Genomic DNA, 23,696 nt, shown 5'->3' with positions numbered 1-23,696 from the left:
AGTGGTGAACTTTCTGATAAATACAATAAACTGTTCCAAAAAGGTGTCCTTGAGGATAAAAGTGGAACCATTGTAAAAGGTCCTAATTGGAAGGAACCACAGTTTGTGACCGAGAAAAAATACGGGTTTTAGTTGAAGGTCAGTCACTTGTTTTCTTGATTTTTCACATCAAGAGGAACGTCATTGGGTGGGCATTAAGGTAAGAAAGGAGGCGATTCTGGTAAGTCGAAAATATCCCGTAAAACGGTGCTGCGGCTAGTAGGGTAAATAAACTAGCCGTAGCGAAATTTATTCCATGAACTATTTATTGCGGCAGAACTTCTTCAATTCTAGTAATGTGCGCATCGCCGCTTAGCGGTTTGTATATATGGATTTTGACAATTTTCAGCGGTGCTTCTGGAGACGCTACCGTGCCTTTCGTCAGAAAGGAGTAGTTCGTGCCGGATACCACCTGTGTTGCGACAAACAAAGGTGTGTAGGCCACGCCCAGTAAATGCACGGTGGATTTAAAAAGCGCTTTATCTGCATCATTCAAATCATGGAAAGCAGTCCATCCACCAAGAAGTTGTTCTGACATTATTTCACCTCATTGAATTTGATTGATAATTTAATTGCTGTGATGCTCTATTAGTCTTTCGGAGAGCAGTAAAATAAGATTATGGTATTCATTTTTGTTTATCAATTGAATTTGTTGCCTTACTTATATAAATAAAAGGAAAAAATAGCAATAAAGTAAATAAAGGTTGTCAAGGTGAATGTTGTATTTGATGAAGAAAGAAAATAAATCCTCCGTAATTTAATCGTTTAAAATTAAATGATTCAATTTGAAATTAATTGCGCCATATTGATTCTTTCAATAGAAAACTGGCGATATATTGTCTGTTATTATTTTCGTTAAAAAGCGGTACATGGAAGAGTGCCGATTGCGAAAAAACTCGGAGTCCAGAGCACCTTTCCAAACGACAAGTGGCGACGTTGTCGTCTTTCTGTGATGCGGATTTTAGGCGATTGACGCCGCTTTTACTTCATGATGTGTTGCCGATGTGGGGTGTGGTGGATATAGTCTTTGTCTGAAAAGTCTATTCGTCAGATTTTGGTGCCCAATGTGGCGTCAGAATCTATGGTCCATCCGATACGAGGCCAAAACATGAAATTGTTGCCATGGCTATGTGCTGCTGCTGCGCTCTTGCTGGCGGGATGCAGTAATCATAGTGAAAATACTGCGGCTGCCCAACAAGACGCTACGCTAAATGATGATAAGAGTACCGCCGTGTTGCTGAAAAGCAGTTCTCCGGTTGACGTCAGCTGTACATTGATTGGCGGGACGATGGCGATCTCTCGGCAGCTTGATGGCGCGAGCATGGGAGCCTGCCAGTTAGCCAATGGTAAGCGCTGTAGCGAACAATCGCTGATGAATGGAAGTTGTCCTGCGGGGTGAATGTTGCGGCAGTCTGCACTGCCGCAATATACCCGTCATACTTCAAGTTACATGTGCGTTGGCTGCGTTCAAATACTCGGCCCGTCGTGGGCCTCGCCCTAAAGGGCCGCTGCAAGCAGCGTTCAAATTTGCTCCCGGCAAATTTGTCACCCGAATCACTTACCTGAGTAAGCTCATCGGGATGAAATGAGAGACATCCTGTCTCTCACCGGAGGCCAGCCGTTGGCTGGTCAAATTCGTTCCCGACGAATTTGTCCCTCGCTTGCCGCCTGCCTGAAACTCGAATTATTTAGGGTATAGAAGGTCAAGGAGTAACCAAATTTGCGCAGGGTGTATTCTGGCTGATGTCTTTTAGGTTCTGTAGCGTGGTTTGGGAAATGCTGATCAGCGCTTCTTCGGTCAGGAAAGCCTGATGTCCGGTAAACAGGACGTTGTGGCATGCCGATAGGCGGCGGAAAATATCGTCCTGGATTACATCGTTAGATTTATCCGCGAAGAAGAGATCGCGCTCGTTTTCATAAACGTCCATACCCAGCGCGCCAATTTTCTGCTGCTTCAATGCATCGATTGCGGCTTGCGAATCGATCAGTCCGCCACGGCTGGTATTGACAATCATGACGCCATTCTTCATTTGTGCAAAGGCCGCCTGATTCAGCAGGTGATGATTCTCTGGCGTCAGTGGACAGTGCAGAGAAATAACGTCAGCGTTGGCGTACAGCGTTTTGAGATCGACATATTCCGCCCCTAATTCTAACGCCTGCGGATTCGGATAGGGATCGAAGGCCAGCAGACGCATGCCAAAACCTTTCAGGATACGCATGGTGGCTACGCCGATTTTACCGGTGCCGATAATGCCTGCCGTCCGGTTGTGCATATTGAATCCAATTAGCCCTTCCAGAGAGAAGTTCGCGTCACGGGTACGTTGGTAGGCGCGATGAATGCGGCGGTTAAGCGTCAGCATTAAGCCGACGGCGTGCTCAGCCACAGCCTCAGGGGAATACGCGGGGACGCGTACCACGTTGATGCCCAGCTCCTGAGCGGCTTCCAAATCGACATTGTTGAAACCTGCGCAGCGGAGCGCCAGCGTTTTAATGCCCAACTCTGCCAGTTCGGTCAACACGTCACGGCTGCCGTCATCGTTCACGAAGATGCAGACGGCCTGGCTGCCCGCCGCTGTTTTCGCGGTGCGCGAGGTCAGCATGAAATCAAAAAACTCTAGTTCATAGCCAAACTGCTGATTGACTTGTTCCAGATATTTACGGTCATACTGCTTAGTGCTGTAAATTGCCAGTTTCATTGATAGTTTCTCCGAAAAATCCTCAGATTAAGCTATCAGAAAAGTGGGCGGTGACAAACCGTTACCTTACTGACAGTAACGGTTTGAAAATAAGAGGTGATAACTGTGTAAGAACGGATTTAGCGAGGAGTGCTGAAGACCGATACGGCTTCGGACATGGTAGCAATTTGCTGTTCCAGACTGTTGATAGCAGAACTGGAGTGTGTCGCTAAAATGGTATTCTGGCGCGTCAATTCATCAATGTTGTTCACTGCGGAATTAATCTGCCCTAGGCCTTGCGATTGCTCTTGTGTCGCCAGGCTGATCTGGTTCACAAGCTGCGTAACCTGCTGCACCTGAGTTAAAATATTTTGCATCGACTGGCTGGTATGGTTGACCAATTTGTCGCTGGTATGAATATTCGCAATCGTGGTGTCGATAATCTCCGCGATGTCTTTTGCGGCTGCTGCGCTACGCTGTGCAAGAATACGGACTTCCCCCGCAACCACGGCGAAACTCTTTCCTTGTTCCCCTGCGTGAGCCGCTTCTACTGCCGCATTAAGCGCCAGAATATTGGTCTGGAACGCCAGATTATCCAGTACGCTGATGATGTCGGTGATCTCTTTGCTGGAACGAGTCATTGTCGCCATCGTCTCTGTTACCTGGCTGACCGCTTGCTCGCCAGCGTCGGCGGCCTGATTGGCATCATTCGCACAGCGTGTCGCCAACTGTGTAGCAGACGCATTACTTTGAATCGTTGCCGTTAACTCTTCCATTGATGACGCGGTAGATTGCAAACTTTGCGCGGTATCTTCACAGCGTTGGCTGAGCGTGTAATTCCCGGAAGCAATCTCGCCGCAGGCGTGGCGTAGCTCGGCTAGTTTGCCGTTGACATCATCGACAAACGTGCGGAAATTCATGCCGGATTGATTAACGGCGCGTAATAACATGCCCACTTCATCCACTCGATTAAGTTGAAATGAGTTATCCGCCTGGCCAGATGCAGAATTAATGGCTTGGCGTAGAATCTTTTCCAGTGGTTTTGCTAGGTGTTGAACTAATAATTCGCTCGTTATTATCGCGCCAGTGAGCAGCACTAAAACAAAAATTAATAGCGGTGTAGTGAGAGGAAGGGTAGCCAGTAAGAAAAGAAGCGCGAATAGCATAAAAAAGAAAACGTAGCTTCTTATCCGCCAACGTACGGGAATGACGTTAAATAAGCTAAGGAATTTTAGCGGCCCTTTATAAATCAAGAGTCCCTGAAAGAGTCGGCGGTTTTTTAATTTACTCTCATTCATTTGATGATAAAGCGCTTCTGCTTGCCGAATCTCTTCCTGAGAAACACGCGTTCGCACCGACATATATCCTGTTATTTTCCCTTCCTTCATCAGCGGTGTCGTACTGGCCTTCACCCAATAGTAATCGCCACTCTTGCGGCGGTTCTTGACGACTGCCGTCCAGATTTTACCTGCCTTCAGCGTTGCCCACATGTCGGCAAACGCCTGCGGAGGCATATCTGGGTGACGTACAATATTGTGAGGTTGGTGGAGGATTTCCTCAAAGTCGTAACCACTGGCATCAATAAAATCGTCATTTGCATACGTGATATGACTATCGGTGGTCGTAACCGACATTAGCTTGGCTTTTTCATCTAATAAATACTGAATATCGCTGACAGGAAAATTCTTACGCATTTATTGATCCTTTTAGTATAAGCAAGCATAAACCCGTCATTCTTCAAGTTGCCTGTGCGTTGACGTCTTTAAGTACTCGGCCCGTGGTGAGCTTTGACCTAACGGACTGACGCTTTACATTGCCAAAAACGATAGCGTTTTGTCCTGCAACTCGAATTATTCAGGGTATAAACGTGATATTTTTTAAATCCATTAGCTAACTGAAAAGCGATTAATGCTATTTAATTAACGGCAATTTCTGAGAAATAATTAGCTCAGGGATTTATATATTCTCATTAGTTTCTTCCGTTATTTTTTCTTTCGGAAAGTAGTTGTCCGACCAGACTTGCTGCAAACACACATGCTGATGACCAAAAGCATTCATTTGCTAAGTATATTATGCCTTTGCGAATTTGCACGGTGGGGAACACATGTTGAAGAGCCGCGGGAAATGATATGAAGAGAAAGAGACGGGTACCCTGATATGAGCACCCGTAAAGATGAGATTAGCGGGAAAGGCTGAAGACCGAGGCAGCTTGCACCATGCTCGATATCTGCTGTTGCAGGTGATCGGTAGCGGAATGTGACTGACTGGCCAATGCGGTATTCTGATGCGTGAGTTCATCAATGCGATTTACCGCTTCATTAATTTGCTCCAGCCCTAACGATTGTTCCTGCGTTGCGAGGCTGATCTCATTCATCAAATTAGTGACGTGCTGAACCTGAAGCAGAATATTGCTCATAGATTTGTGCGTGTGTGAGACTTGCTGTTCGCCGGTGCGGATGCTATTCAGCGTTTCGTCAATAATGGTCGAAATATCGCTGGAGGAGGAGGCACTGCGTTGCGCCAACGAGCGAACTTCACTGGCAACCACGGCAAAGCTCTTACCTTGTTCTCCGGCATGGGCGGCTTCGACGGCGGCGTTCACGGCGAGAATGTTGGTCTGGAACGCCAGATTATCCATGACGCTGACGATATCCGTAATGCGCTCGCTGGAGCGGGTGATCGTCTCCATCGTATCGGAGACCTGGCTGACGGCCTGTTCGCCGGAGTTCACCGCCTGATTCACATCCTGCGTATAGAGAGACGCTTGAAGCGAGGCTTCTGCATTACTTTTTATTGTTGCGGTAAGCTGTTCCACCGACGCGGCAGTTTGTTGCAGGCTTTCTTCGGTCTCCTCGCAGCACTGTGCTAGCGTATGGTTGCCTTGCGCGATTTCGTTACAGGCGTTTTTCAACTCGCTCAGATTGGTGTTCACATCGTCCACGAAAGTGCGGAAATTCATACCGGACTGGTTTACCGCGCGCATTAACATGCCAATCTCATCCACGCGATTAAGCTGCGTTAGATTATCTGCCTGTCCGGCAGCGGAACGCATGGCCTGAGCCAGGATTTGTTCGATGGGGCGTGCGACATGGTGCACCAGAAGCTCTCCGCTGACAAAACAGCAGGCAATGAGCAGCGGAAAAAGCACAGAAGCTAATACCGTTCCTGCCAACAGAGAATAGGCGGCGATTAATGGAATCAGGCTAAAGAGCAGAAAATAGCTGCGGATGCGCCAGCGTAGTGGCATGGTTTTAAAAAGACTCAAGATGCGCAACGGCCCAGTAAAAATCAGCAGACCGTGATGGAACGTGCGGTATTTCAGTTTACCTTCGTTCGCACTGGCATAGAGCGCCTCGGCCTGACGGATTTCATCGGGTGACGCGGCGGTTCGCACAGACATATAACCGGTAATCTCACCGCTTTTTCTCAACGGCGTGGTGCTGGATTTCACCCAGTAATAATCGCCATTTTTGCACCGATTTTTTACAATCCCCGTCCAGATATTGCCCGCACGCAGTGTTTTCCACATATCCGCGAAGGCGGCTGGTGGCATATCCGGGTGTCGGATAAGATTATGGGGCTGTCCCATCAGCTCATCAGTGGTATAGCCGCTGACATCAATAAAATCTTTGTTTGCGTAGGTAATATGACTTTCTGGCGTGGTGACCGACATGAGTCTGGTTTTTTCAGAAAGAGGGAGTTGATGGTCGGTGACAGGGGTGTTATTACGCATAAAGCAGTCCTTGATATGCTGTGTCCGATTACTGATTTAACATGAGGCATACCCACGACAATGAATCAGCGGATAGCGGTAATGGTTCAGGTTGCTCATTGCTCTTTTAAGGCGATTCGGACAAAAGGAGATAATCCTGATATCCGTCCAGAAACGCTTTGTTCATGATGAGATAACGTGATTCATTACAAAATATAACCTCAATTAAACATTTTACCACGAGGGGGTTATAAGTCTGTACGCACAATAGGGGGAAATGTGAGTTGGATAGGGTTGTTTGTTAAAAAAAAGAGCTGTTTCTGAGTGAATGATCAACAGATAAATTCAGTACGGGTTTTTACGGACATTAAACGGGATGCTTAATATTTTCTAATGATTAAAAAACAGGCACTTCCAATCGTTTTTCTATCCGTTGCCTTGCTGTTTCTTTCCTGGCGAACACTGCCGCAGTGGCTGCCGCGCCTTGCCGACATCTGGTTACCGACGGGGCTGTCCTTGACCGTGAATGGGGCACCCGGCTGGCAGGGCGGTGGGCTATATAGCGCGGGGTTCCGTATTACGGCTGGGGAGTGCACGCTATTTGACGTACGGAATATGACGTTGCGTTGGCGTAGCTGGCGGTGGCATGCCGATATTGATGCTGTGACGTTAAACAGCGACTGCCTGCAACATGTGCCAGCAGGTAATGGCACTGAACCCGCGGCGCAGCTATCGCAGTGGCAGCAGCGACTGCCTGCCGCCGATATTCAGGTAAAGACATTTACGCTACAGCCCTGGCAGGATTATGCCGGGCAGGTGAGATTCAGTAGCGATGGCAAACAGCAACAAACGCTCGATTATCAGGGCGATCAGTTGGCGTTTAAGGCCGAACTCAATGATACACGTCTGACTCTGCACGAGAGCATGCTCACCACGCCTGCGGGGTTTGTGCGCCTGCAAGTCAGTGGTGAGATGGAGTTGTCCGACATGCTGGATGCCGCACCGGTGCGAGGGAGGCTCACCGGAAAGTTGGATTCAGGGCAGACGCCGGATCCGCTTTCGCTCCTGCTGGATTGGCATAATCAGCAAGGCGAACTGGTGCTGAATGCCGCGAATGATGAGACGCCGCTAATCTCGCTGCCGTGGCAACTGACGGATGACGTTATTCAGGTCACTAACGGCGTCTGGCGCTGGCCTTATGCGGAGCAGCCACTTTCTGGGCAACTAGCGATGACATTACAGCACTGGCGGCAAGGGTTGGATGCCACCACGATTAATGCGCGGTTGAATATGCTGACGCAAGGGCATAACGGCAAGGCTAACGCTGTGTTGGTGCTGGGGCCGGGCAATATCGGTTTGCTCAACAGTGAATTGCGCTTTCAGCTTACCGGACAGGCTAACTTACCGGCGCTCTCCCTGACGGCGACGCTACCGGGGATTTTGCAGGGTTCTATTCTCAATCCCGAACTCTCTCTTTTACCGGGCGCGCTGCTACGTGCCTGGGGAACGCCCGCACCACAGGTTTATCTTGAAGAAGCTCGTTGGCCGCTGGCTGGCGTCAGAGTCAGTGCGACGGGTGTGAATGGGCGGCTACAGGCGATTGTGAAGGCGCGGGAAGAATACTGGGGACGCTTTAATCTGCACCTTGACGGGCAGGCGCAGGATTTCTGGCCGGATCAAGGACAGTGGCAATGGCGCTACTGGGGCAGTGGACACTTGCCGCCGTTGAAAGGACAGTGGGACGTAGCCGGTCGAGGTCGTTGGCAGGATACGCTGATTGAAGTGAGTCAACTGTCGAGTGGGTTGGACCAATTGGGCTATGGCATTGTGACGGTTCACCAGCCTCGCCTGACGATTACTGAGCCGATCCGCTGGCAACGCGCCCGTTCAGGCGAGCATTTTCAAGGGGCGCTGCAACTGGCCTCCGAGCGAGCGCACTTCAGTAACGGTGGCTATTTACCGCCTTCACTGTTAACGCTGGAAATGCAGGGGCGCAGCCCGAATGACTTTCAGCTACAGGGGCAGCTACAGGCTGAGAATATCGGGCCGGTCAGGCTGCGCGGACGCTGGGATGGTGAGCGGCTGCGCGGTGGCGCATGGTGGCCAACACAGCCGCTTAAGGTGTTTCAGCCTCTGCTTTCCCCATTGTTGAAAATGAACATCCGCGCCGGACAGTTTTACGCACAGGCGGCATTTTCCGCTGCACGTAAAGAAGGATTCAGCGCGGGTGGGCATTGGGTCGTGAAAAATGGCGGGCTGTGGTTACAGGATGGCGAAGTCAGCGGGGTAAATTTTGTGCTGCCTTACCGTCTGAAAGATCAGCGCTGGCAACTGGGCGTCAAGCAGCCCGTCACGCTGCGAATCGACGTGTTGGATAACCTGTTTCGGATGAGTAATATTCGCGTCGATCTACAGGGCTTCTATCCGTACAGTGAGCGACGGCCTTTGGTGATGTCTCAGGCTGATATGGATGTATTGAATGGGCATGTCGGCCTGTCGACGCTGCGTTGGCCGCAGCGGGAATCGGCACTGCTTGCCGTTAAAAGTGTCGATCTCAGCGAACTGATCACCGTGTTGAAGCAAAAGCAGCTTGCGCTGTCTGGGAGGGTAAGTGGCACACTTCCGCTGAATTTTAATCATCCGACCATGCTGATTGCAGGTGGACGAATTACCAATGATGGTTTCCTGACGTTGCGACTGGATAACCAACTGGCAGATGAGTTAGCGAGTAAAAGTTTGGCGGGCGGTGCGGCGATTGGTTGGTTGCGCTATCTGGAAATCGGGCGCTCTTATGCCACGCTTGACCTGAATAACCAAGGTGAGCTGACATTAACATCGCGGGTGCAGGGGAAAAACCCGCAGCTCAGTGCGAAGCGACAGGTTACTCTTAACTATCGTCATCAGGAGAATATTTTCCAATTATGGCGCAGTCTGCGCTTTGGCGATAATTTGCGGGATACGCTGGAACAGCAAGCGAATGAATAAACTCAAGGCAGAACAATGAATAAAAGCGAGACAGTGCTGGTGTGTTGCACGGTAGCTTTCCTGACGGGATGTGTGCCGCGCATTGAGGTTGCCGCGCCCAAAGAACCGATCACCATCAATATGAATGTGAAGATCGAGCATGAGATTCACATCAAAGCGGATAAAGAAGCGACGCAACTGCTGGAAAGATCCGACAATGCGGCAGGTGATGAGATAAAGAAAAGCGCGCCGGAAGGCGCGCAATAATTAAGCCAATTAAGTCAATATAATGGCAAGGTCGGTAACACTTATTCGCGATGAATAATGGTTCGTTATGCGGTGACCAGTTGGGACAGCTGTGTTTTCGCGTCTTCGGTCGCTTTCTGTGCCACATCTGGGCCGTAGCCATAGCCTTCAGCGAACACGAACTCAAGGTCAGTCAGACCGAGGAAGCCGAGGAACACACGCAGGTACGGTTCAAGCAGGTCGGTTGGTGTACCTTTATGGATACCACCACGGCTGGTTAATACGATAGCGCGTTTGCCTTTCACCAGACCTTCAGGGCCTTGCTCGGTGTAGCGGAACGTTACACCCGCACGTGCCACCAAGTCGAAGTAGTTCTTCAACTGGGTAGGAATGTTGAAGTTATACATTGGAGCAGCGATCACGATCACGTCGTGTGCCTGCAATTCAGCGATTAAGTCGTCGGACAGTTTCAGTGCTTCCTGCTGACGCGGAGTCAGAGTGGCATCGGAAGGACGCAGTGCGCCGACTAATTCACCATCAAGAACCGGAATCGGTTGAGCGGCCAGGTCGCGTACGGTGATGCTATCGTCTGGATGTGCAGACTGCCACTGGGTGGTGAAGTGGTCGGCCAGTTGGTTTGACTGAGAATAACCTGCCAGAATGCTTGATTTCAGAACCAATACTTTGCTCATTGCCAATTCCTTTAGTGATTGAAGTGGGCGACAACATAACGCCCTTTGATGTGTCACATCTTATGCGGTGCTTTGGAAAGTGAAAAGTGCAAATATTCGAGGTCTTTATTCGATTTTCTTGAATAAGACAGTTCCTGCATAAGACCGTACTGACATAAATCCGGTCTTTATAAGACAGGGCGGTGCTATTAGAGCCGTTTATGACAATGTGCTACTATCCACGGCTTAAAAATTCAGTGCCTTAAAATCAGGTTAGGTTCATTTGAGCCAGATTCGGTGGCGATCATCGTCCCGACAGAGAAAAGAATTAGAAAACGATTAAGGAAGAGCAACGTGAAATCACCTCTCAGTGCATTATCTACGCAGTTAAGTGAGCTAATGCTTCGCGATCGGCAACGTTTGCGCCGCCGTTTGCAGGGCGCCGCGAAGGTCAGCAGCCCGCAGGCTCAGGCCGCCATCGCTCAGGAAATTGAGGGGGAAATCGCCGCCGCACGCCAGAAAGTCGAGAACCGGCGGGCAAACTGTCCGGCGATTCACTACCCTGAACAGCTTCCCGTTAGCCAGAAAAAAGACGAGATACTGGAGGCGCTGCGCCATCATCAGGTGATTATCGTCGCAGGCGAGACGGGGTCGGGTAAGACCACGCAGTTGCCGAAAATTTGTCTCGAACTGGGGCGCGGTGTGCATGGCTTGATTGGCCACACGCAGCCGCGTCGTCTGGCTGCCAGAACCGTTGCCGACCGCATTGCAGCAGAGTTGGAAACGCCGCTGGGCGGCAGCGTCGGGTATAAAGTCCGTTTTAACGATCAGGTTGGTGACAATACGCTGGTCAAGTTGATGACCGACGGTATTTTACTGGCTGAAATTCAGCAGGATCGCCTGTTGATGCAGTATGACACGCTGATTATCGATGAAGCGCACGAACGTAGCCTGAATATCGATTTCATTATGGGCTATTTGCGCCAGCTGTTGCCAAAGCGCCCTGATTTAAAAGTGATTATTACGTCGGCTACCATCGATCCGCAGCGCTTCTCCCGCCATTTTAATAATGCGCCGATCATTGAAGTGTCGGGCCGGACGTATCCAGTGGATGTGCGCTATCGTCCTGTAGTGGAAGACGCTGACGACAGCGAGCGCGACCAGCTACAGGCGATTTTTGATGCAGTCGATGAGCTGACGCGCGAAGGGCCGGGTGACATTCTGGTCTTCATGAGCGGAGAACGTGAAATTCGCGATACGGCAGAGGCGTTGACGCGTCTGGATTTGCCGCATACCGAGATTCTCCCGCTGTACGCGCGCTTGTCGAATCAGGAACAGAATCGTGTCTTTCAGTCACATCACGGCCGTCGCATTGTGCTGGCGACCAACGTGGCGGAAACGTCGTTAACCGTGCCGGGGATTCGCTATGTGATCGATCCGGGTACCGCGCGTATCAGCCGCTATAGCTTCCGCACCAAGGTGCAGCGCCTGCCGATTGAGCCCGTCTCGCAGGCGTCGGCGAATCAGCGTAAAGGGCGCTGTGGTCGCGTTGCCGCCGGGGTGTGTATCCGCCTCTATTCCGAGCAGGATTTCCTGTCGCGGCCCGAATTTACCGATCCCGAAATTCTTCGCACCAATCTGGCCTCCGTCATTCTGCAAATGACGTCACTGGGGCTCGGTGATATCGCCGCGTTCCCGTTTGTTGAAGCGCCGGATAAGCGCAACATTCAGGACGGCGTGCGCTTGCTGGAGGAGCTGGGTGCGATTCATCTCGCGGAGAATGGGCACTACCATCTGACGCCGCAAGGGCAACAGTTGGCGCAATTACCAATCGATCCGCGTTTGGCGCGCATGGTGCTGGAAGCACGTAAAACGGGCTGTGTGCGCGAAGTCATGGTGATTACTGCCGCACTGTCGATTCAAGATCCGCGTGAAAGGCCGATGGATAAGAAGCAGGCATCGGATGAAAAACACCGCCGCTTTGCCGATAAAGATTCGGATTTTCTGGCTTTCGTCAATCTGTGGGACTATCTGCGTGAGCAACAGAAGGCGCTGTCTTCCAGCCAGTTCCGTCGTCAGTGCCGCATGGATTTCCTTAACTACCTGCGCGTTCGCGAATGGCAAGATATCTACACGCAACTGCGTCAGGTAGTGAAAGAATTGGGGCTACCGGTCAACAGCGAACCGGCCGACTACCTGAGTATTCACTGTGCGTTGCTCACTGGCTTGCTGTCGCATATCGGGCAGAAAGATATTGAGAAACAAGAGTTCAGCGGCGCGCGTAACGCCCGATTTGCTATTTTCCCTGGATCCGGGTTATTCAAAAAACCGCCCAAGTGGACGATGGTGGCCGAACTGGTGGAAACCAGCCGCCTGTGGGGTCGTATTGCCGCGCGTATTGAGCCGGAATGGATCGAACCGCTGGCTCAGCATCTGATTAAACGGAGCTATAGCGATCCTCACTGGGAGAAAGCGCAGGGCACGGTGATGGCACAGGAGAAGGTGACACTCTTCGGGCTGCCGATTGTCGCAGCGCGCAAGGTGAACTATGGCCCAATCGATCCGACGCTGGCGCGTGAGATGTTCATCCGTCACGCACTGGTGGAAGGTGATTGGCAAACGCATCACGCCTTTTTCCGCGCCAATCTCAAGCTGCTGGCTGAGGTAGAGGATTTAGAGCATAAATCGCGCCGTCGCGACATTATGGTAGACGACGAAACGCTTTTTGCTTTCTACGATCAGCGTTTACCGCATGATGTTGTGTCGTCGCGTCATTTTGACCAGTGGTGGAAAGGGACCAGCCGCGACAACGCCGACCTGCTTAATTTTGAAAAGAGCATGTTGATCAAAGACGGTGCGGAGAAAGTGAGCGCGCTGGACTACCCGAACTTTTGGCATCAGGGCAATCTCAAATTGCGCCTGTCTTATCAGTTTGAGCCGGGTGCGGATGCGGATGGCGTGACGGTACATATTCCGTTGCCTATCCTCAACCAGGTGCGTGAAGAGGGCTTCGAGTGGCAGATTCCCGGCGTGCGTCGCGAACTGACGATCGCGCTGATTAAATCGTTGCCTAAGCCGTTACGCCGTAACTTTGTCCCTGCGCCGAATTATGCAGAGGCGTTTCTGGCGCGCACCACGCCATTGGAAAAAGGGTTGTTGGATGCGCTGGAACGCGAACTGCGGCTGATGACGGGCGTCACGGTGCCGCGTGAAGCGTGGCAGTGGGATCAGGTGCCCGATCATCTGAAAATCACCTTCCGCGTCCTCGATGAGAAAAACAGGACGCAGCGGGAAGGTAAAGACCTGAACGCGCTGAAAGACCATCTCAAGGATAAAGTGCAACAAACGCTGTCATCCGTGGTGGATGACGGTTTAGAGCAACGCGGCCTGCACGTCTGGAGTTTTGGTTCGCTGCCGGATTGTTATGAACAGAAGCGTGGCGGCTATTCTGTCAAAGCCTATCCCGCGTTGGTTGATGAAAAGGATAGCGTAGCGATTCGCCTGTTTGACACGCCGCACCAGCAGCAGCAGGTAATGCGACAAGGGCTGCGCCGTCTGTTGTTATTGAATATTCCTTCGCCGATCAAATACCTGCATGAAAAACTGCCGAATAAGGCGAAACTCGGCCTCTATTTCAACCCGTACGGCAAAGTGCTGGATCTCATCGATGATTGTATCGCCTGTTCGGTGGACAAACTGATTGCGTCATCCGGTGGCCCCGTTTGGCAGGAAGACGCCTTCCAGCAGTTGCATGAGAAAGTACGCGCAGAGCTGAACGACACGGTGGTTGATATCGCAAAGCTGGTTGAGCAAATCCTGACGGCCGTCTTCACCATTAACAAGCGTCTGAAAGGCCGTGTCGATATGGCGATGGCGCTGGCGTTAAGTGATATCAAAAGCCAGATGAGCGGCTTGGTGTTCCGCGGCTTTGTGACCGAAAACGGCTGGCAGCGCCTGCCGGACGTGCTGCGTTATCTGCACGCGATAGAGCGACGTTTGGAGAAGCTGGCGCAGGATGTTCACCGTGACAGGGCGCAGATGCTGAAAGTGGAACAGGTTCAGCAGGCGTGGCAGCAGTGGTGGAATAAGCTGCCTGCGGAACGACGCGATGACGACGATGTGAAAGCGGTGCGTTGGATGCTTGAAGAGCTGCGCGTCAGCTACTTTGCCCAGCAGCTAGGGACGCCGTTCCCGATCTCGGATAAGCGCGTATTACAAGCGATGGAGCAGGTAGAAGGGTAATCTCTCTTTATCACATCAGGTCGGCGATGATGGCTTTTTTAGCTCAAGGTAAGCCGACCTGATCGCCTCTTCGCCATACTGCTGCTCCAGACGTTTTATGATGAAATGACCTTTCGCCATGTTTTGATAGTGGTGAATAAAAAGCGTATTAATGGCAGCGCCGCTGGCGGCTCCGATTACGGGGACAATCTGCGCGGCCATTTTTTCCGTCATGGTGACACCCAGTCTGGTGGCGACCACATCAATCAGTTTTGCCAGTGTTTTCCCTGCCTGTGCAGTGGTTACCCTCGCCGACGCTTTCTCCGCGCTTTTCTTTCCTGCAAGCCCGATCAACTCTCGTGTGGCATGCCTTGTGATATCAGCAAGTACGGCGCGTGACGCGTAATAAGCCGAATCTGCCGCATCGTCGCTTTCTTGTGTACCGCCGAGCGCGAAAACTTCTACACAGGCGGCTTTGACGGAAAAATCAGTGAGGGAAAATCCTTCGCTGCGGGCAATATCAGCTACGGAACGCATCATGATCGTGGTGCTGATAGGCAGTTCAACCAACAGGCCGGCAGCACCAAAAAAACCGCTGACCGCACCGGATGCGGCGACGGCTAGCTTATGTGTCCTTGGCGACGCTTCGCGAGCAGGGGCATCGTCCAGCGTATAGAGTGCGGCATTTACCGCTTTGTGTAGCGCGGCGTGAACGAGATTCTGTATTTTGTTTTTTACCATGGACGGTAATTTCGATAGGCTCCATTCAATCGGTTTTCCAACCAGATTCGCCGCCTGTATTGCAAAGGAAGGGGCTTCCAGCAGAGCCATGGCATTTCTGACAGCGAGCTCATCCTCTGAAGTAAGAAGAGTCATGTGCGTTCTCCATACCGTTTGTTGAATGGCCCGTTTTACGGGACTGTTATGCAGACGTTTGTGACGAGCGCGCCGCTAACCAGGCGGTAAAGGCATCGGGTGGGATAGGTCGGGAGAAATAGTAGCCCTGTACTTCATCACACCCAAACTGAGCCAGATGTTCGAGTGTTTCCTTATTTTCCACCCCTTCCGCCAGCACAATGTAATCCAGCTTGTGCAGCATGCTGATAATGGATTGCACAATAACGCGGCTTTTGTGGTCAGTTTTTATATCTTTAATCAGTGATTTATCTAGCTTTATCACCGTAGAGGGAATGTTACGCAGATAGCTTAAGTTGCTATACCCCGTACCGAAGTCATCAAGCGCGATCGTAAATCCGAGCTGTTGCAGCGTTTGGATGGTGGCGAGCGTTTCCGTGCTTTCGATGATTTTCTGCGTTTCGACACACTCTATGTCAATGTCCTGAGGGGTAAGGCCGTGGTTCTCCAGAATGGCGATGAGGCGCGGGATGAAGTCATTTTCGGAAAAATTTCGGGCAGAAACGTTAATCGACACGGGGAAGGTTAACCCCTCCTGACGCCATTGTTTCACCTGACATGCCGCTTCGCGTGTGACCCAGTCTGTTAGCGGGCGCATTAGCGTCGTGCCTTCCGCTAGCGGAATAAACTGGTCAGGGTAAATCTCACCTAATGTAGGATGACGCCACCGAATCAGCGCTTCGGCACCAATAACGGTATTGGTCTTGATGCTTAATTTTGGCTGATAGACTAGATACAAACCCGGCTTATTGTTCTGTAACACATCGGCCAGCTCATTGAGTAGGGTAAAGGCGATTTGTTGCGCCTTATCGGCCTCGGTGTCGTAAGCGAACTGGCGGATATTCTGGGCGATGGCGGCGCGCAGCGCACTCATCGATTCGCGCAGGATCTGATGGGGATCTTTGGCCGGAATCTGAAATTCAGTATAGCCAACAAAAAGCTCCAGCTTGAGCGGAATATGGCTGGCGATACTTTCATGAATCCGTTCGGCACAAGCGTCGAGCTCCGCCAGAACCTGTTCTTTCTTGTTCGACTTCACCAGTAGTGCGAAACGGCCTACAGCGGCAGAGTAAAGATTATCTGATGAATTTAAGCTAAGGCGTAAAAAGACCCCGATATCTTTCAGCAGGCCTTCTACCGTTGGCATACCCAGCGCACATCCCATTTCATAAGCGTAAGAAATGTCGATGGTATCAATCAGAATAAGCAGGTAATTCTCGTGAATGTCGGTAATGTGGCTGATGTCATCAATCAGTCGCTGGCGATTGGGCAACAGGGTCACTGCATCAATCAGGCCAATCGCATTGCGGTATTCCATTAACACCATCGCAATAGCGGCTAAATCGTGTAATAACCGCAGTTGGACCTTAGTGAAGGTGCGTGGAACATAATCGATAATGCTGAACGTACCGATGGCATAGCCTTCTTTGGTCTTAAGCGGAACACCAGCATAAAAACGGATAAAAGGCTTGCCAGTTACATAAGGGCTATCGTTAAAACGGTCGTCCTGAATGGCATCGGGGCAGACAAAGGCTTGGCCCGTTTGTACGGTAAAATGGTCGAATGAACCGATTTTATCCATATCATCCAGAGGAAAATGGTTTTTTGCCTTAACATGCAGAGATTTAGAACCGGTTAGTGTGACGAGCGCCGTGGGAGTTTCGAGCAGTTGGCAGGCCATTTTCGTGAGTTTGTGAAGAATATCGTCTTGAGATATATCGGTTTTTTGTAATTCATCGAGAGTCTGCATGCGTTTTTTTTCGTCATGGCTCAAATGTTTTAACATGTAGACTCTTCCTTTTCGCAATAATAACCGCGACAACATCAATTTAATTTAACGGCGACACAATAACATAGAGGCTAAAAATTGAGGTAACTTATTATATCACCTTTATCTTCCCGTTAAGGGACAGTGGCTTTTTTGTCTTAAGCCGTGTTTTCGGTGTTCAATGTACGATATGCATTTATGATAATTCCCCATTACTTGCGAGCAGAGATAACCGATTTAGCTGAAGAAATGCTCTGCGAATAAATGAAAACCTAATTATAAAAAAACCTCTTTCATAAAATAAAGTCCGGTTAATTGCCGCGCCGCTGTCGGGGCGACAATATGGATGATTAACCTATACCTCTGATAAGAATAGAACAGATATTTTTTTATACCATGAAGCCGAAGGGAAACGACCCGCGTCAGGCAGTATCGCTTAATCGCGATTTCCACCTGACTGAGGGGCTTCTGCGTAGTGGGTGTTAGCATTACTTTGGTGAAAGTTTTGGTGAGTTGAGTTTTGCCAACGTTTCTAACTGCTGACGAATGGCGGTAACCGAAACAGCGCGATTATCGGCCCGATCGCGCTCACTGGCATCGGGTGCTGAGCTTTGAATTCCCATAAGCACCCAACCTGCTGCCGAGTTCAGCATCAGAGGGGATCCGCTATCGCCAGGCAGCGTGTCGCATTGGTGCGCCATAACGGCAGGGTGAACCCAGCCGGTGATTAAGCAATTCTGATGGCGATAAAGTGTTTCCTGATGATCTTCTGGGTAGCCTGCCTGCGTGACGCGTTGACCATTGTCCTTCAAAGCCTGAATCAATTCTTGGCGGCTGCCTTGCCAGAGCGGGAGCGGGCGAATGTCTGGCGGTGTTTGTTTCAGCCGAATTAAGGCGTAATCCAGCGGTGCTGCCGAAGGCGGAACGATCCACCCCTCGCCGTCGGCTTTTAATTTTTTAGCGAGTGTTTTATTCGCCAACGCTTCAATTTCCGTTGTTTCATAACGCCAGCCATTTTCTGTTGCCAGAAAGCGCAGTGCGACGGGCTTATCTATCTCGCCCTTCGGTGGGGTGACCACGCAATGCCCAGCCGTTAGCGCCAGATGCGGAGAGATAAGCGTCGCGGTACAGAGGTTGCCACTGGCGGTTTCCAACTGACCTATTGCCTGCCACGGCCAGACCGACGTGTCAGGAACAATATCCCGATCGTCGTGGTTGAAAAATAAGATTTGCTGCTGTTTCTGCGCGGCGATGTCTGCTGGCGAGGATTCTGCCCAACTTAACGGGGTAATAAAGGATAATGAACATAGCAAACAGGCTGATATGCGCATGTCGTCAATGGGCCTTATGATAAAAGTCATTTTGAAGCGCTAAATATAGCGTGTTGCCTTAACTATAGATGTAATTGTTGGTGTGGAGTGGGGAATTAAAATGTTATTGAGTGTAAAAAGATGGACATGACATAACTGCATCGAAGGCTACGCCACCATGCTTAAGTGGCGTAGCGTTTTTGCATCAACATACGGTTTAGCGCATCAGCCTTATTCGTAGCTGACGATCACGATACGTGCATCTGAACTCAACGTTTTTGAACTCACGGAACCGATGCCTTGTGGTAGGGCAGCGTATTGTGAGCTGTTTTTCATTTGTAGCGTTTGCACTTTTCCTTGCCGTTCGCAGCTGACGGTCACGTTGTTCGACAGCGTTGTAACATCACAGACGGGTTCGACGATGGCACCCGAAAAGCGGATGATACCGGCTGACGGAGAGGGGGACGCGAATGTATACGATGTCGTAGCCAGAGTGCTAAGCAATATGGCAGATATTTGCAGGATTCTTTTCATTATGATGTTCTCGGTATTGCTCGGAGTGTAATGATATAAACGGCGCAGAGTGATAAAACTTTACTATTCCAAAATTTTTGTTTGGATCGATATCTAATTTTTTCGACATTCTATTATTTGGTGATATCACTCAGACTGAGTTCGAAGGGGATGACATGAATTGTTTATTGAAGGGTGTGCCATATCGAGATTACGCTTTCTCTGCGTATGGAACTTGGCGTTCAATAACGGTTTGATGGTAACCGTGTGATTAATAAAGACTGTGATACGCTTACTGCAGACTAAAGAAAAAAACTCAGAGTAATAACGCCACAGAGCAGAACAAGAGATAACATAATTTCAAATGAGTAACGCCGCATCATTCTCCCGTCCCCCTATGAAATAAACACCCGGTAAACCGGGTGTTTGATAATGTCTACTGCGATAAGCCCTGAGTGACGTGATGCAAACTCGGGCTAACCAGAAGTGACTCCTTCCCGATGAGGGAAGGAGCGGTGCTAACCGATTACGCCGCTGGCGTGGTGGTAGCTGGTTTTGCTGGTTTAGCTTTTTTCACGTGTTTCTTGGCAGCCTGTGCTTTCTGTGCAGGGGCTGGTTTCGCTTTTTTCACGTGTTTCTTTGCAGCTTGTGCTTTCTGTGCAGGAGCTGGTTTCGCTTTTTTCACGTGTTTCTTAGCAGCCTGTGCTTTCTGTGCAGGAGCTGGTTTAGCTTTCTTCACGTGTTTCTTGGCAGCCTGTGCTTTCTGTGCAGGAGCTGGTTTAGCTTTTTTCACATGTTTCTTGGCAGCCTGTGCTTTCTGTTCAGCGGCTGGTTTCGCTTTCTTCATCTGCTTTTTATGGTGAACGGCTTTAGCCGGAGCAGAGGTCGTGGTGGTTGCAGAAGGCTGAATAGGTGCGCTGGTTACGGTATCCGCGGCAAACGCTACAGAGGACAGACCCAGTGCCGCACCTGCGATCATAACTAATACTTTATTCATCATCATTTCCTCGTTATCTCATTCACGTTTCGTGACCCTCACGCGGGCCGTTGAAGAGAGAATAGGAGAAACCGAGGGCGGCTTCAGTGAGTGATTGGTTTCGGCGTGTAACCTAATGTACAAGTCTGGAAGGGTGATAAATACATTAAAAGACAGCGGGATTACCGCTGTCTCGGCGCTAGTGCTGAATGGTGATGGGGGCCTGGGTCGTTGTGGTTTTTACCGGCCAGCAGAAGCGGAAACGGGCACCGCCGAGCGGGCTTTCATCCACGATAATGCTGCCTTCGTAAGCCCGCGCGATAGCATGAACAATCGCCAATCCGAGCCCACATCCACCGCTGCTGTTTTCGATACCTGCCTCTAAGCGGACAAACGGTTCAAAAACGCTTTCCCGGCTTTCGGGTGCAATGCCGGGGCCGTCATCTTCGACTTGCAGACAAGCAATATGGTCGGCGTCGGACGTCAGGCTGATATGCAATTGACTATGGCAGAAACGCAACCCGTTGCCGATCAGGTTATTCAGAACCCGCTCCATTAGACGCAAATCGAGCGCACCAATCTGTGCCGAATGAGGCATGTCCAGCGAGATACGCTTGTCAGAGTGGATCAGCCTAAAATCGTCAACTTTTGCCTGTAGCCACGAAGGAATATCAATATCGGTAAGATGCAGCGTCACCTGTGGACGATCGAGTCTGGCATAGGTCAGCAGTTCATCAATCAGCGCTTCAAGTTGACCAATATCCCGATTTAATGCCTGTTGCTCGTCTTCCGTCAGGTTGTCACTCATCGCCAGTCGGTAGCGCAGCCTGACCAACGGCGTACGCAGTTCGTGCGCGATATTGTCAATCAACTGCTTTTTACTGTTGATGAGCTGGTTCAGGTTATCTGCCATCCGGTTGAAGGCAATGCCCAGCCGAAACAGGCTTGAGGTGCTATCAAAGTGAATACGTTCTTCCAGATGACCATCCCCTAAACGCTGCGCGGCGTTCTCCAGCTTTAGCATGGCCTGCCAATGTGGCCGCATCCAGAGGAAAACCGGCAACGCCAGCGACAGCCCGATGAGCATCACCAGCAGTAAATCCAGCAGCCGCATTTCGTGCAGGAAGAACAAATAAGGAATAGGGCCGACGGCGAGAACGTAATGGCTGCGAGGGATGCGTTGGATAAAGGTGTACTCGTCGTCCAGCGCAATGATCTCCCCTTGATTCAGACGCTGCCGATTCTTGGGGCTCAGCGCGTATTTACTCACCGGCTCGATGTGCAATTTGAACGACAGATTTAAATCGAGCTGGCTGATAGTTTTATGCCACTCGCGGGGCGGAATAGCGCGCAGCTCATTACGAATGAGATACAGCGAGCTTTTCATCAGGTCATCCATGGACTGACGTCCGGCGCGTTCAGCCGTCACCTTATAAACCAGCCCGACCAGTAGTGTCATCACGACAAAGCAGGCGAACAGCAATAGAAAAAACTGGACGAACAGCTTTCTCATAGCGTGACGCTCTCCCAGGTATTGGGGGCGAACAGATAACCTTTGTTGCGTACCGTTTTGATACGGAACGGCTCTAGCGGGTTGTCGTACAGTTTTTTGCGCAGGCGGGAAATAGCGACGTCAATACTGCGATCCATGCCGTCGTAGGTCACGCCGCGCAGATTTTTCAGCAGCGCATCGCGATCCATGATGTGGCCAGCATGGGTTGCCAACTGCCAAAGGAGATCGAAATCGGCGGTCGATAACACGATGTGCTCTTGCCCTAATGTCACTTCCCGATTGACTGGGTCGATGCAGAGCAGGCCGAAGTGTAGCGATTTATGCACCTGCAACGCGGCGGGCGTTGCATTTTCTGCCACCGTTTGTGGTGCCGTAGCGTATTGCCGCAAATGCAGGCGCAGGCGAGCAAGCAAGACCGCTGGCGGTGTGGTTTTCAGAATGTAATCATCGGCACCCATTTCCAGTGCCAGAATATGATTCATGTCGCTGTCGAGTGACGTCAGCAGCACAATCGGACCGCTGTACTGTGGCCGCAATTCACGGCAGATAGTCATCCCGTCTTTGCCGGGCAGCATAATGTCTAGCAGCACGAGATCGGGCTGCTGTTGCTCAATAAAGGCTAATGCCTGATCGCCTCGTGCTTCAACCTGAACATCAATGTCATGCTTGCCGAGGTAGGCGGCAATCAATTTTCCAACCTCAGTATCATCTTCTATAAAAACAATCTTATGCATGGTATCTACGTCATCCCCGTCTCACTACGCATAGCATAGCTTGATGATAGGTGATAAACGAGAAGGGAAGCGTAAATGGGTGTTAAGTATTTGTTTACCTATCAAAATTAGATAAGCTGCGGTGCGTGTCTTTTTTAGGCAGTATTACGCCCGATTCTCGTCGTTTACCGAGAACGGCTACGACATCATTACTGAATACTTCACTGGGAACCGTACTGAAGATGAAACCAATTGACCTGATAACTAGCTGGATGCAGGAAGCCTTACGTCCTTATTTTGGGCTGGAACCGTTATCGGCCGAATGGGATATTTTAACCGTCCGTGATGGCTATTTTGTCTGTTTCGATGGCGATACGATCCGTAAGCGTATTACGGTCACCGAGTTAAGCTATCAGGAAGACGATGTCATTATTCAGACGCGTGGGCGTGAGGTTATTCTGCCAAGAACGGCACGCGGTAAAGAGAAAAAACTCACTTACACCAGCGTTTCCAGCGTAATCGCTGACGGCATTGTGTTTTCGGCGGGTGTCAGAACGCTGAACTCGGGAAGCCACGGTTATATTAACGTCAGTAATTATCGAAACTCTGTCCGACTGCCTCTGCCGGAATGCCGCGATTTGACCCGTAAAGAAGACATTGTCGAATGGTTGAAATCTTATCACGAGCGTTTACCCGCTGATTATGCGGATAAGCTGGATCGGTTAACTCGTACAAAAAACCAGCAACATAAAACCATTCCAGGCGATATCTTTCGGGTGGAAATAGATTTACATACCGATGGCTATGTTTTGGTTATTGGCAACCTGCGCCAGATGCAAAAGGACGAGCTGTTTGCTGAACATAGCATCTGGAATGATGTGATGACGATGCCGCTGTTTGTTCGGCCTTACCTTTTCCGCACGACCGAGCGTAATCCATCGCTGTCGGAGATTGTTGCCTCGCCTTTGTCCGACAAATGCTGGATTGTTATGGATAACGCTTTCCTGCGTGGCAACTACGAATATGTGGGATCGAAAATGTTGTCGGAAGAGGACATCCTGTTTCCCGTTGGCTATGGCTCAAGCATCAGCGCACAGAAAAGCGACTATCGTCTGTCGTGGGGACCGAGTTCGATCAGTAAAGCCAGTCAGGATACGGCGTTGAAAACCGGGCGCAACTATATGAACAATGGTGCTTACAGCAGCGTGTCAGCCGACTGTTTTGTCGATAGCGGGTTCCCGGACTGGGATAAAACGCTACTCAACCCAGAACACCGTGAAGTATGGGAACAGGTATTGGCTGAGTTTGGTTTTCCACCTGAGACGACTTACGATGCGTTTGCCCAACATACTGGCGGGATGACGCGCGCCGCCTACCTGACATATGTTGTCGAGCATAAAGCCTACCAGCGCAAGGGCCGTGCGAAGAAAAAAGGGTCGTAATCGCGTCAGCAATCTTGT

General features: G+C 50.5%; 17 protein-coding genes. 5 read left to right on the top strand and 12 right to left on the bottom strand.

Annotated features, from left to right (window positions below; translation table 11 throughout):
- Positions 1-304: 304 nt before the first annotated feature.
- A complete protein-coding gene (locus A0G03_RS02695) occupies positions 305-577 on the bottom strand; it encodes a hypothetical protein (protein ID WP_048259898.1) in 273 nt (90 codons plus the stop codon).
- Positions 578-1,147: 570 nt separating this feature from the next.
- On the opposite strand from A0G03_RS02695, the gene A0G03_RS02690 reads away from it, so the two are divergent.
- Positions 1,148-1,438 carry a putative hemolysin gene (locus A0G03_RS02690; RefSeq protein ID WP_048259899.1) on the top strand — a complete coding sequence of 97 codons (291 nt, stop codon included), beginning with the start codon at positions 1,148-1,150 and terminating at the stop codon, positions 1,436-1,438.
- A gap of 304 nt (positions 1,439-1,742) precedes the next feature.
- On the opposite strand, the gene A0G03_RS02680 is transcribed toward A0G03_RS02690, so the two are convergent.
- The 3 genes from A0G03_RS02680 to A0G03_RS02670 form a co-directional block, all read right to left on the bottom strand.
- Complete coding sequence (locus A0G03_RS02680; protein ID WP_048259900.1) at positions 1,743-2,735, bottom strand: 2-hydroxyacid dehydrogenase; 993 nt, start codon at positions 2,733-2,735, stop codon at positions 1,743-1,745.
- Between the two features lie 119 nt (positions 2,736-2,854).
- Positions 2,855-4,408: a methyl-accepting chemotaxis protein gene (locus A0G03_RS02675; protein ID WP_048259901.1), complete on the bottom strand. Its 1,554-nt coding sequence runs from the start codon at positions 4,406-4,408 to the stop codon at positions 2,855-2,857.
- Between the two features lie 485 nt (positions 4,409-4,893).
- Positions 4,894-6,447: a methyl-accepting chemotaxis protein gene (locus tag A0G03_RS02670; protein ID WP_048259902.1), complete on the bottom strand. Its 1,554-nt coding sequence runs from the start codon at positions 6,445-6,447 to the stop codon at positions 4,894-4,896.
- Positions 6,448-6,819: 372 nt separating this feature from the next.
- Here A0G03_RS02670 and A0G03_RS02665 point away from each other — a divergent pair, with 372 nt between their 5' ends.
- Together A0G03_RS02665 and A0G03_RS02660 are read left to right on the top strand one after the other, a co-directional pair.
- The gene (locus A0G03_RS02665) at positions 6,820-9,411 is read left to right on the top strand and encodes a YdbH family protein (RefSeq protein ID WP_048259903.1); all 2,592 of its coding nucleotides are present in this window, start codon (positions 6,820-6,822) and stop codon (positions 9,409-9,411) included.
- A 15-nt stretch (positions 9,412-9,426) separates the two neighbouring features.
- On the top strand, positions 9,427-9,657 hold the full coding sequence (locus A0G03_RS02660; RefSeq protein ID WP_011093566.1) for a YnbE family lipoprotein: 231 nt from the start codon (positions 9,427-9,429) through the stop codon (positions 9,655-9,657).
- 65 nt (positions 9,658-9,722) lie between these two features.
- Here the strand turns inward: A0G03_RS02660 and A0G03_RS02655 are convergent, their stop codons facing one another.
- The gene (locus tag A0G03_RS02655; RefSeq protein ID WP_005972365.1) at positions 9,723-10,328 is read right to left on the bottom strand and encodes an FMN-dependent NADH-azoreductase; all 606 of its coding nucleotides are present in this window, start codon (positions 10,326-10,328) and stop codon (positions 9,723-9,725) included.
- A gap of 333 nt (positions 10,329-10,661) precedes the next feature.
- Between A0G03_RS02655 and hrpA the strand changes: the two genes are divergently transcribed.
- Complete coding sequence (gene hrpA, locus A0G03_RS02650; protein WP_072062023.1) at positions 10,662-14,549, top strand: ATP-dependent RNA helicase HrpA; 3,888 nt, start codon at positions 10,662-10,664, stop codon at positions 14,547-14,549.
- A gap of 15 nt (positions 14,550-14,564) precedes the next feature.
- On the opposite strand, the gene A0G03_RS02645 is transcribed toward hrpA, so the two are convergent.
- The 7 genes from A0G03_RS02645 to rstA all read right to left on the bottom strand — a co-directional run bounded on the left by A0G03_RS02645 (position 14,565) and on the right by rstA (position 22,257).
- Positions 14,565-15,404, bottom strand: a complete 840-nt coding sequence (locus tag A0G03_RS02645) for an EcsC family protein (protein ID WP_048259905.1) — start codon at positions 15,402-15,404, stop codon at positions 14,565-14,567.
- Positions 15,405-15,450: 46 nt separating this feature from the next.
- Complete coding sequence (locus tag A0G03_RS02640; protein WP_048259906.1) at positions 15,451-17,229, bottom strand: sensor domain-containing phosphodiesterase; 1,779 nt, start codon at positions 17,227-17,229, stop codon at positions 15,451-15,453.
- 470 nt (positions 17,230-17,699) lie between these two features.
- Positions 17,700-18,542: a trypsin-like serine peptidase gene (locus tag A0G03_RS02635; RefSeq protein ID WP_048259907.1), complete on the bottom strand. Its 843-nt coding sequence runs from the start codon at positions 18,540-18,542 to the stop codon at positions 17,700-17,702.
- Between the two features lie 210 nt (positions 18,543-18,752).
- Positions 18,753-19,055 (bottom strand): type 1 fimbrial protein, encoded by a 303-nt coding sequence (locus tag A0G03_RS02630; RefSeq protein ID WP_048259908.1) that lies wholly within the window; start codon positions 19,053-19,055, stop codon positions 18,753-18,755.
- 505 nt (positions 19,056-19,560) lie between these two features.
- Positions 19,561-20,031 carry an acid resistance repetitive basic protein Asr gene (asr, locus tag A0G03_RS02625; RefSeq protein WP_048259909.1) on the bottom strand — a complete coding sequence of 157 codons (471 nt, stop codon included), beginning with the start codon at positions 20,029-20,031 and terminating at the stop codon, positions 19,561-19,563.
- A 178-nt stretch (positions 20,032-20,209) separates the two neighbouring features.
- Complete coding sequence (gene rstB / locus A0G03_RS02620) at positions 20,210-21,523, bottom strand: two-component system sensor histidine kinase RstB (protein WP_048259910.1); 1,314 nt, start codon at positions 21,521-21,523, stop codon at positions 20,210-20,212.
- Positions 21,520-22,257: a two-component system response regulator RstA gene (gene rstA / locus A0G03_RS02615; RefSeq protein ID WP_048259911.1), complete on the bottom strand. Its 738-nt coding sequence runs from the start codon at positions 22,255-22,257 to the stop codon at positions 21,520-21,522. The genes rstB and rstA overlap by 4 nt, the downstream gene beginning before the upstream one ends.
- 221 nt (positions 22,258-22,478) lie before the next feature.
- On the opposite strand from rstA, the gene A0G03_RS02610 reads away from it, so the two are divergent.
- The gene (locus tag A0G03_RS02610; protein WP_048259912.1) at positions 22,479-23,678 is read left to right on the top strand and encodes an immunity 26/phosphotriesterase HocA family protein; all 1,200 of its coding nucleotides are present in this window, start codon (positions 22,479-22,481) and stop codon (positions 23,676-23,678) included.
- Positions 23,679-23,696: the final 18 nt, after the last annotated feature.

It is taken from the genome of Pectobacterium peruviense (genome assembly GCF_002847345.1).
Classification (GTDB): Bacteria; Pseudomonadota; Gammaproteobacteria; order Enterobacterales; family Enterobacteriaceae; genus Pectobacterium; species Pectobacterium peruviense.
This window is presented reverse-complemented; position numbering and strand designations above follow the sequence as displayed.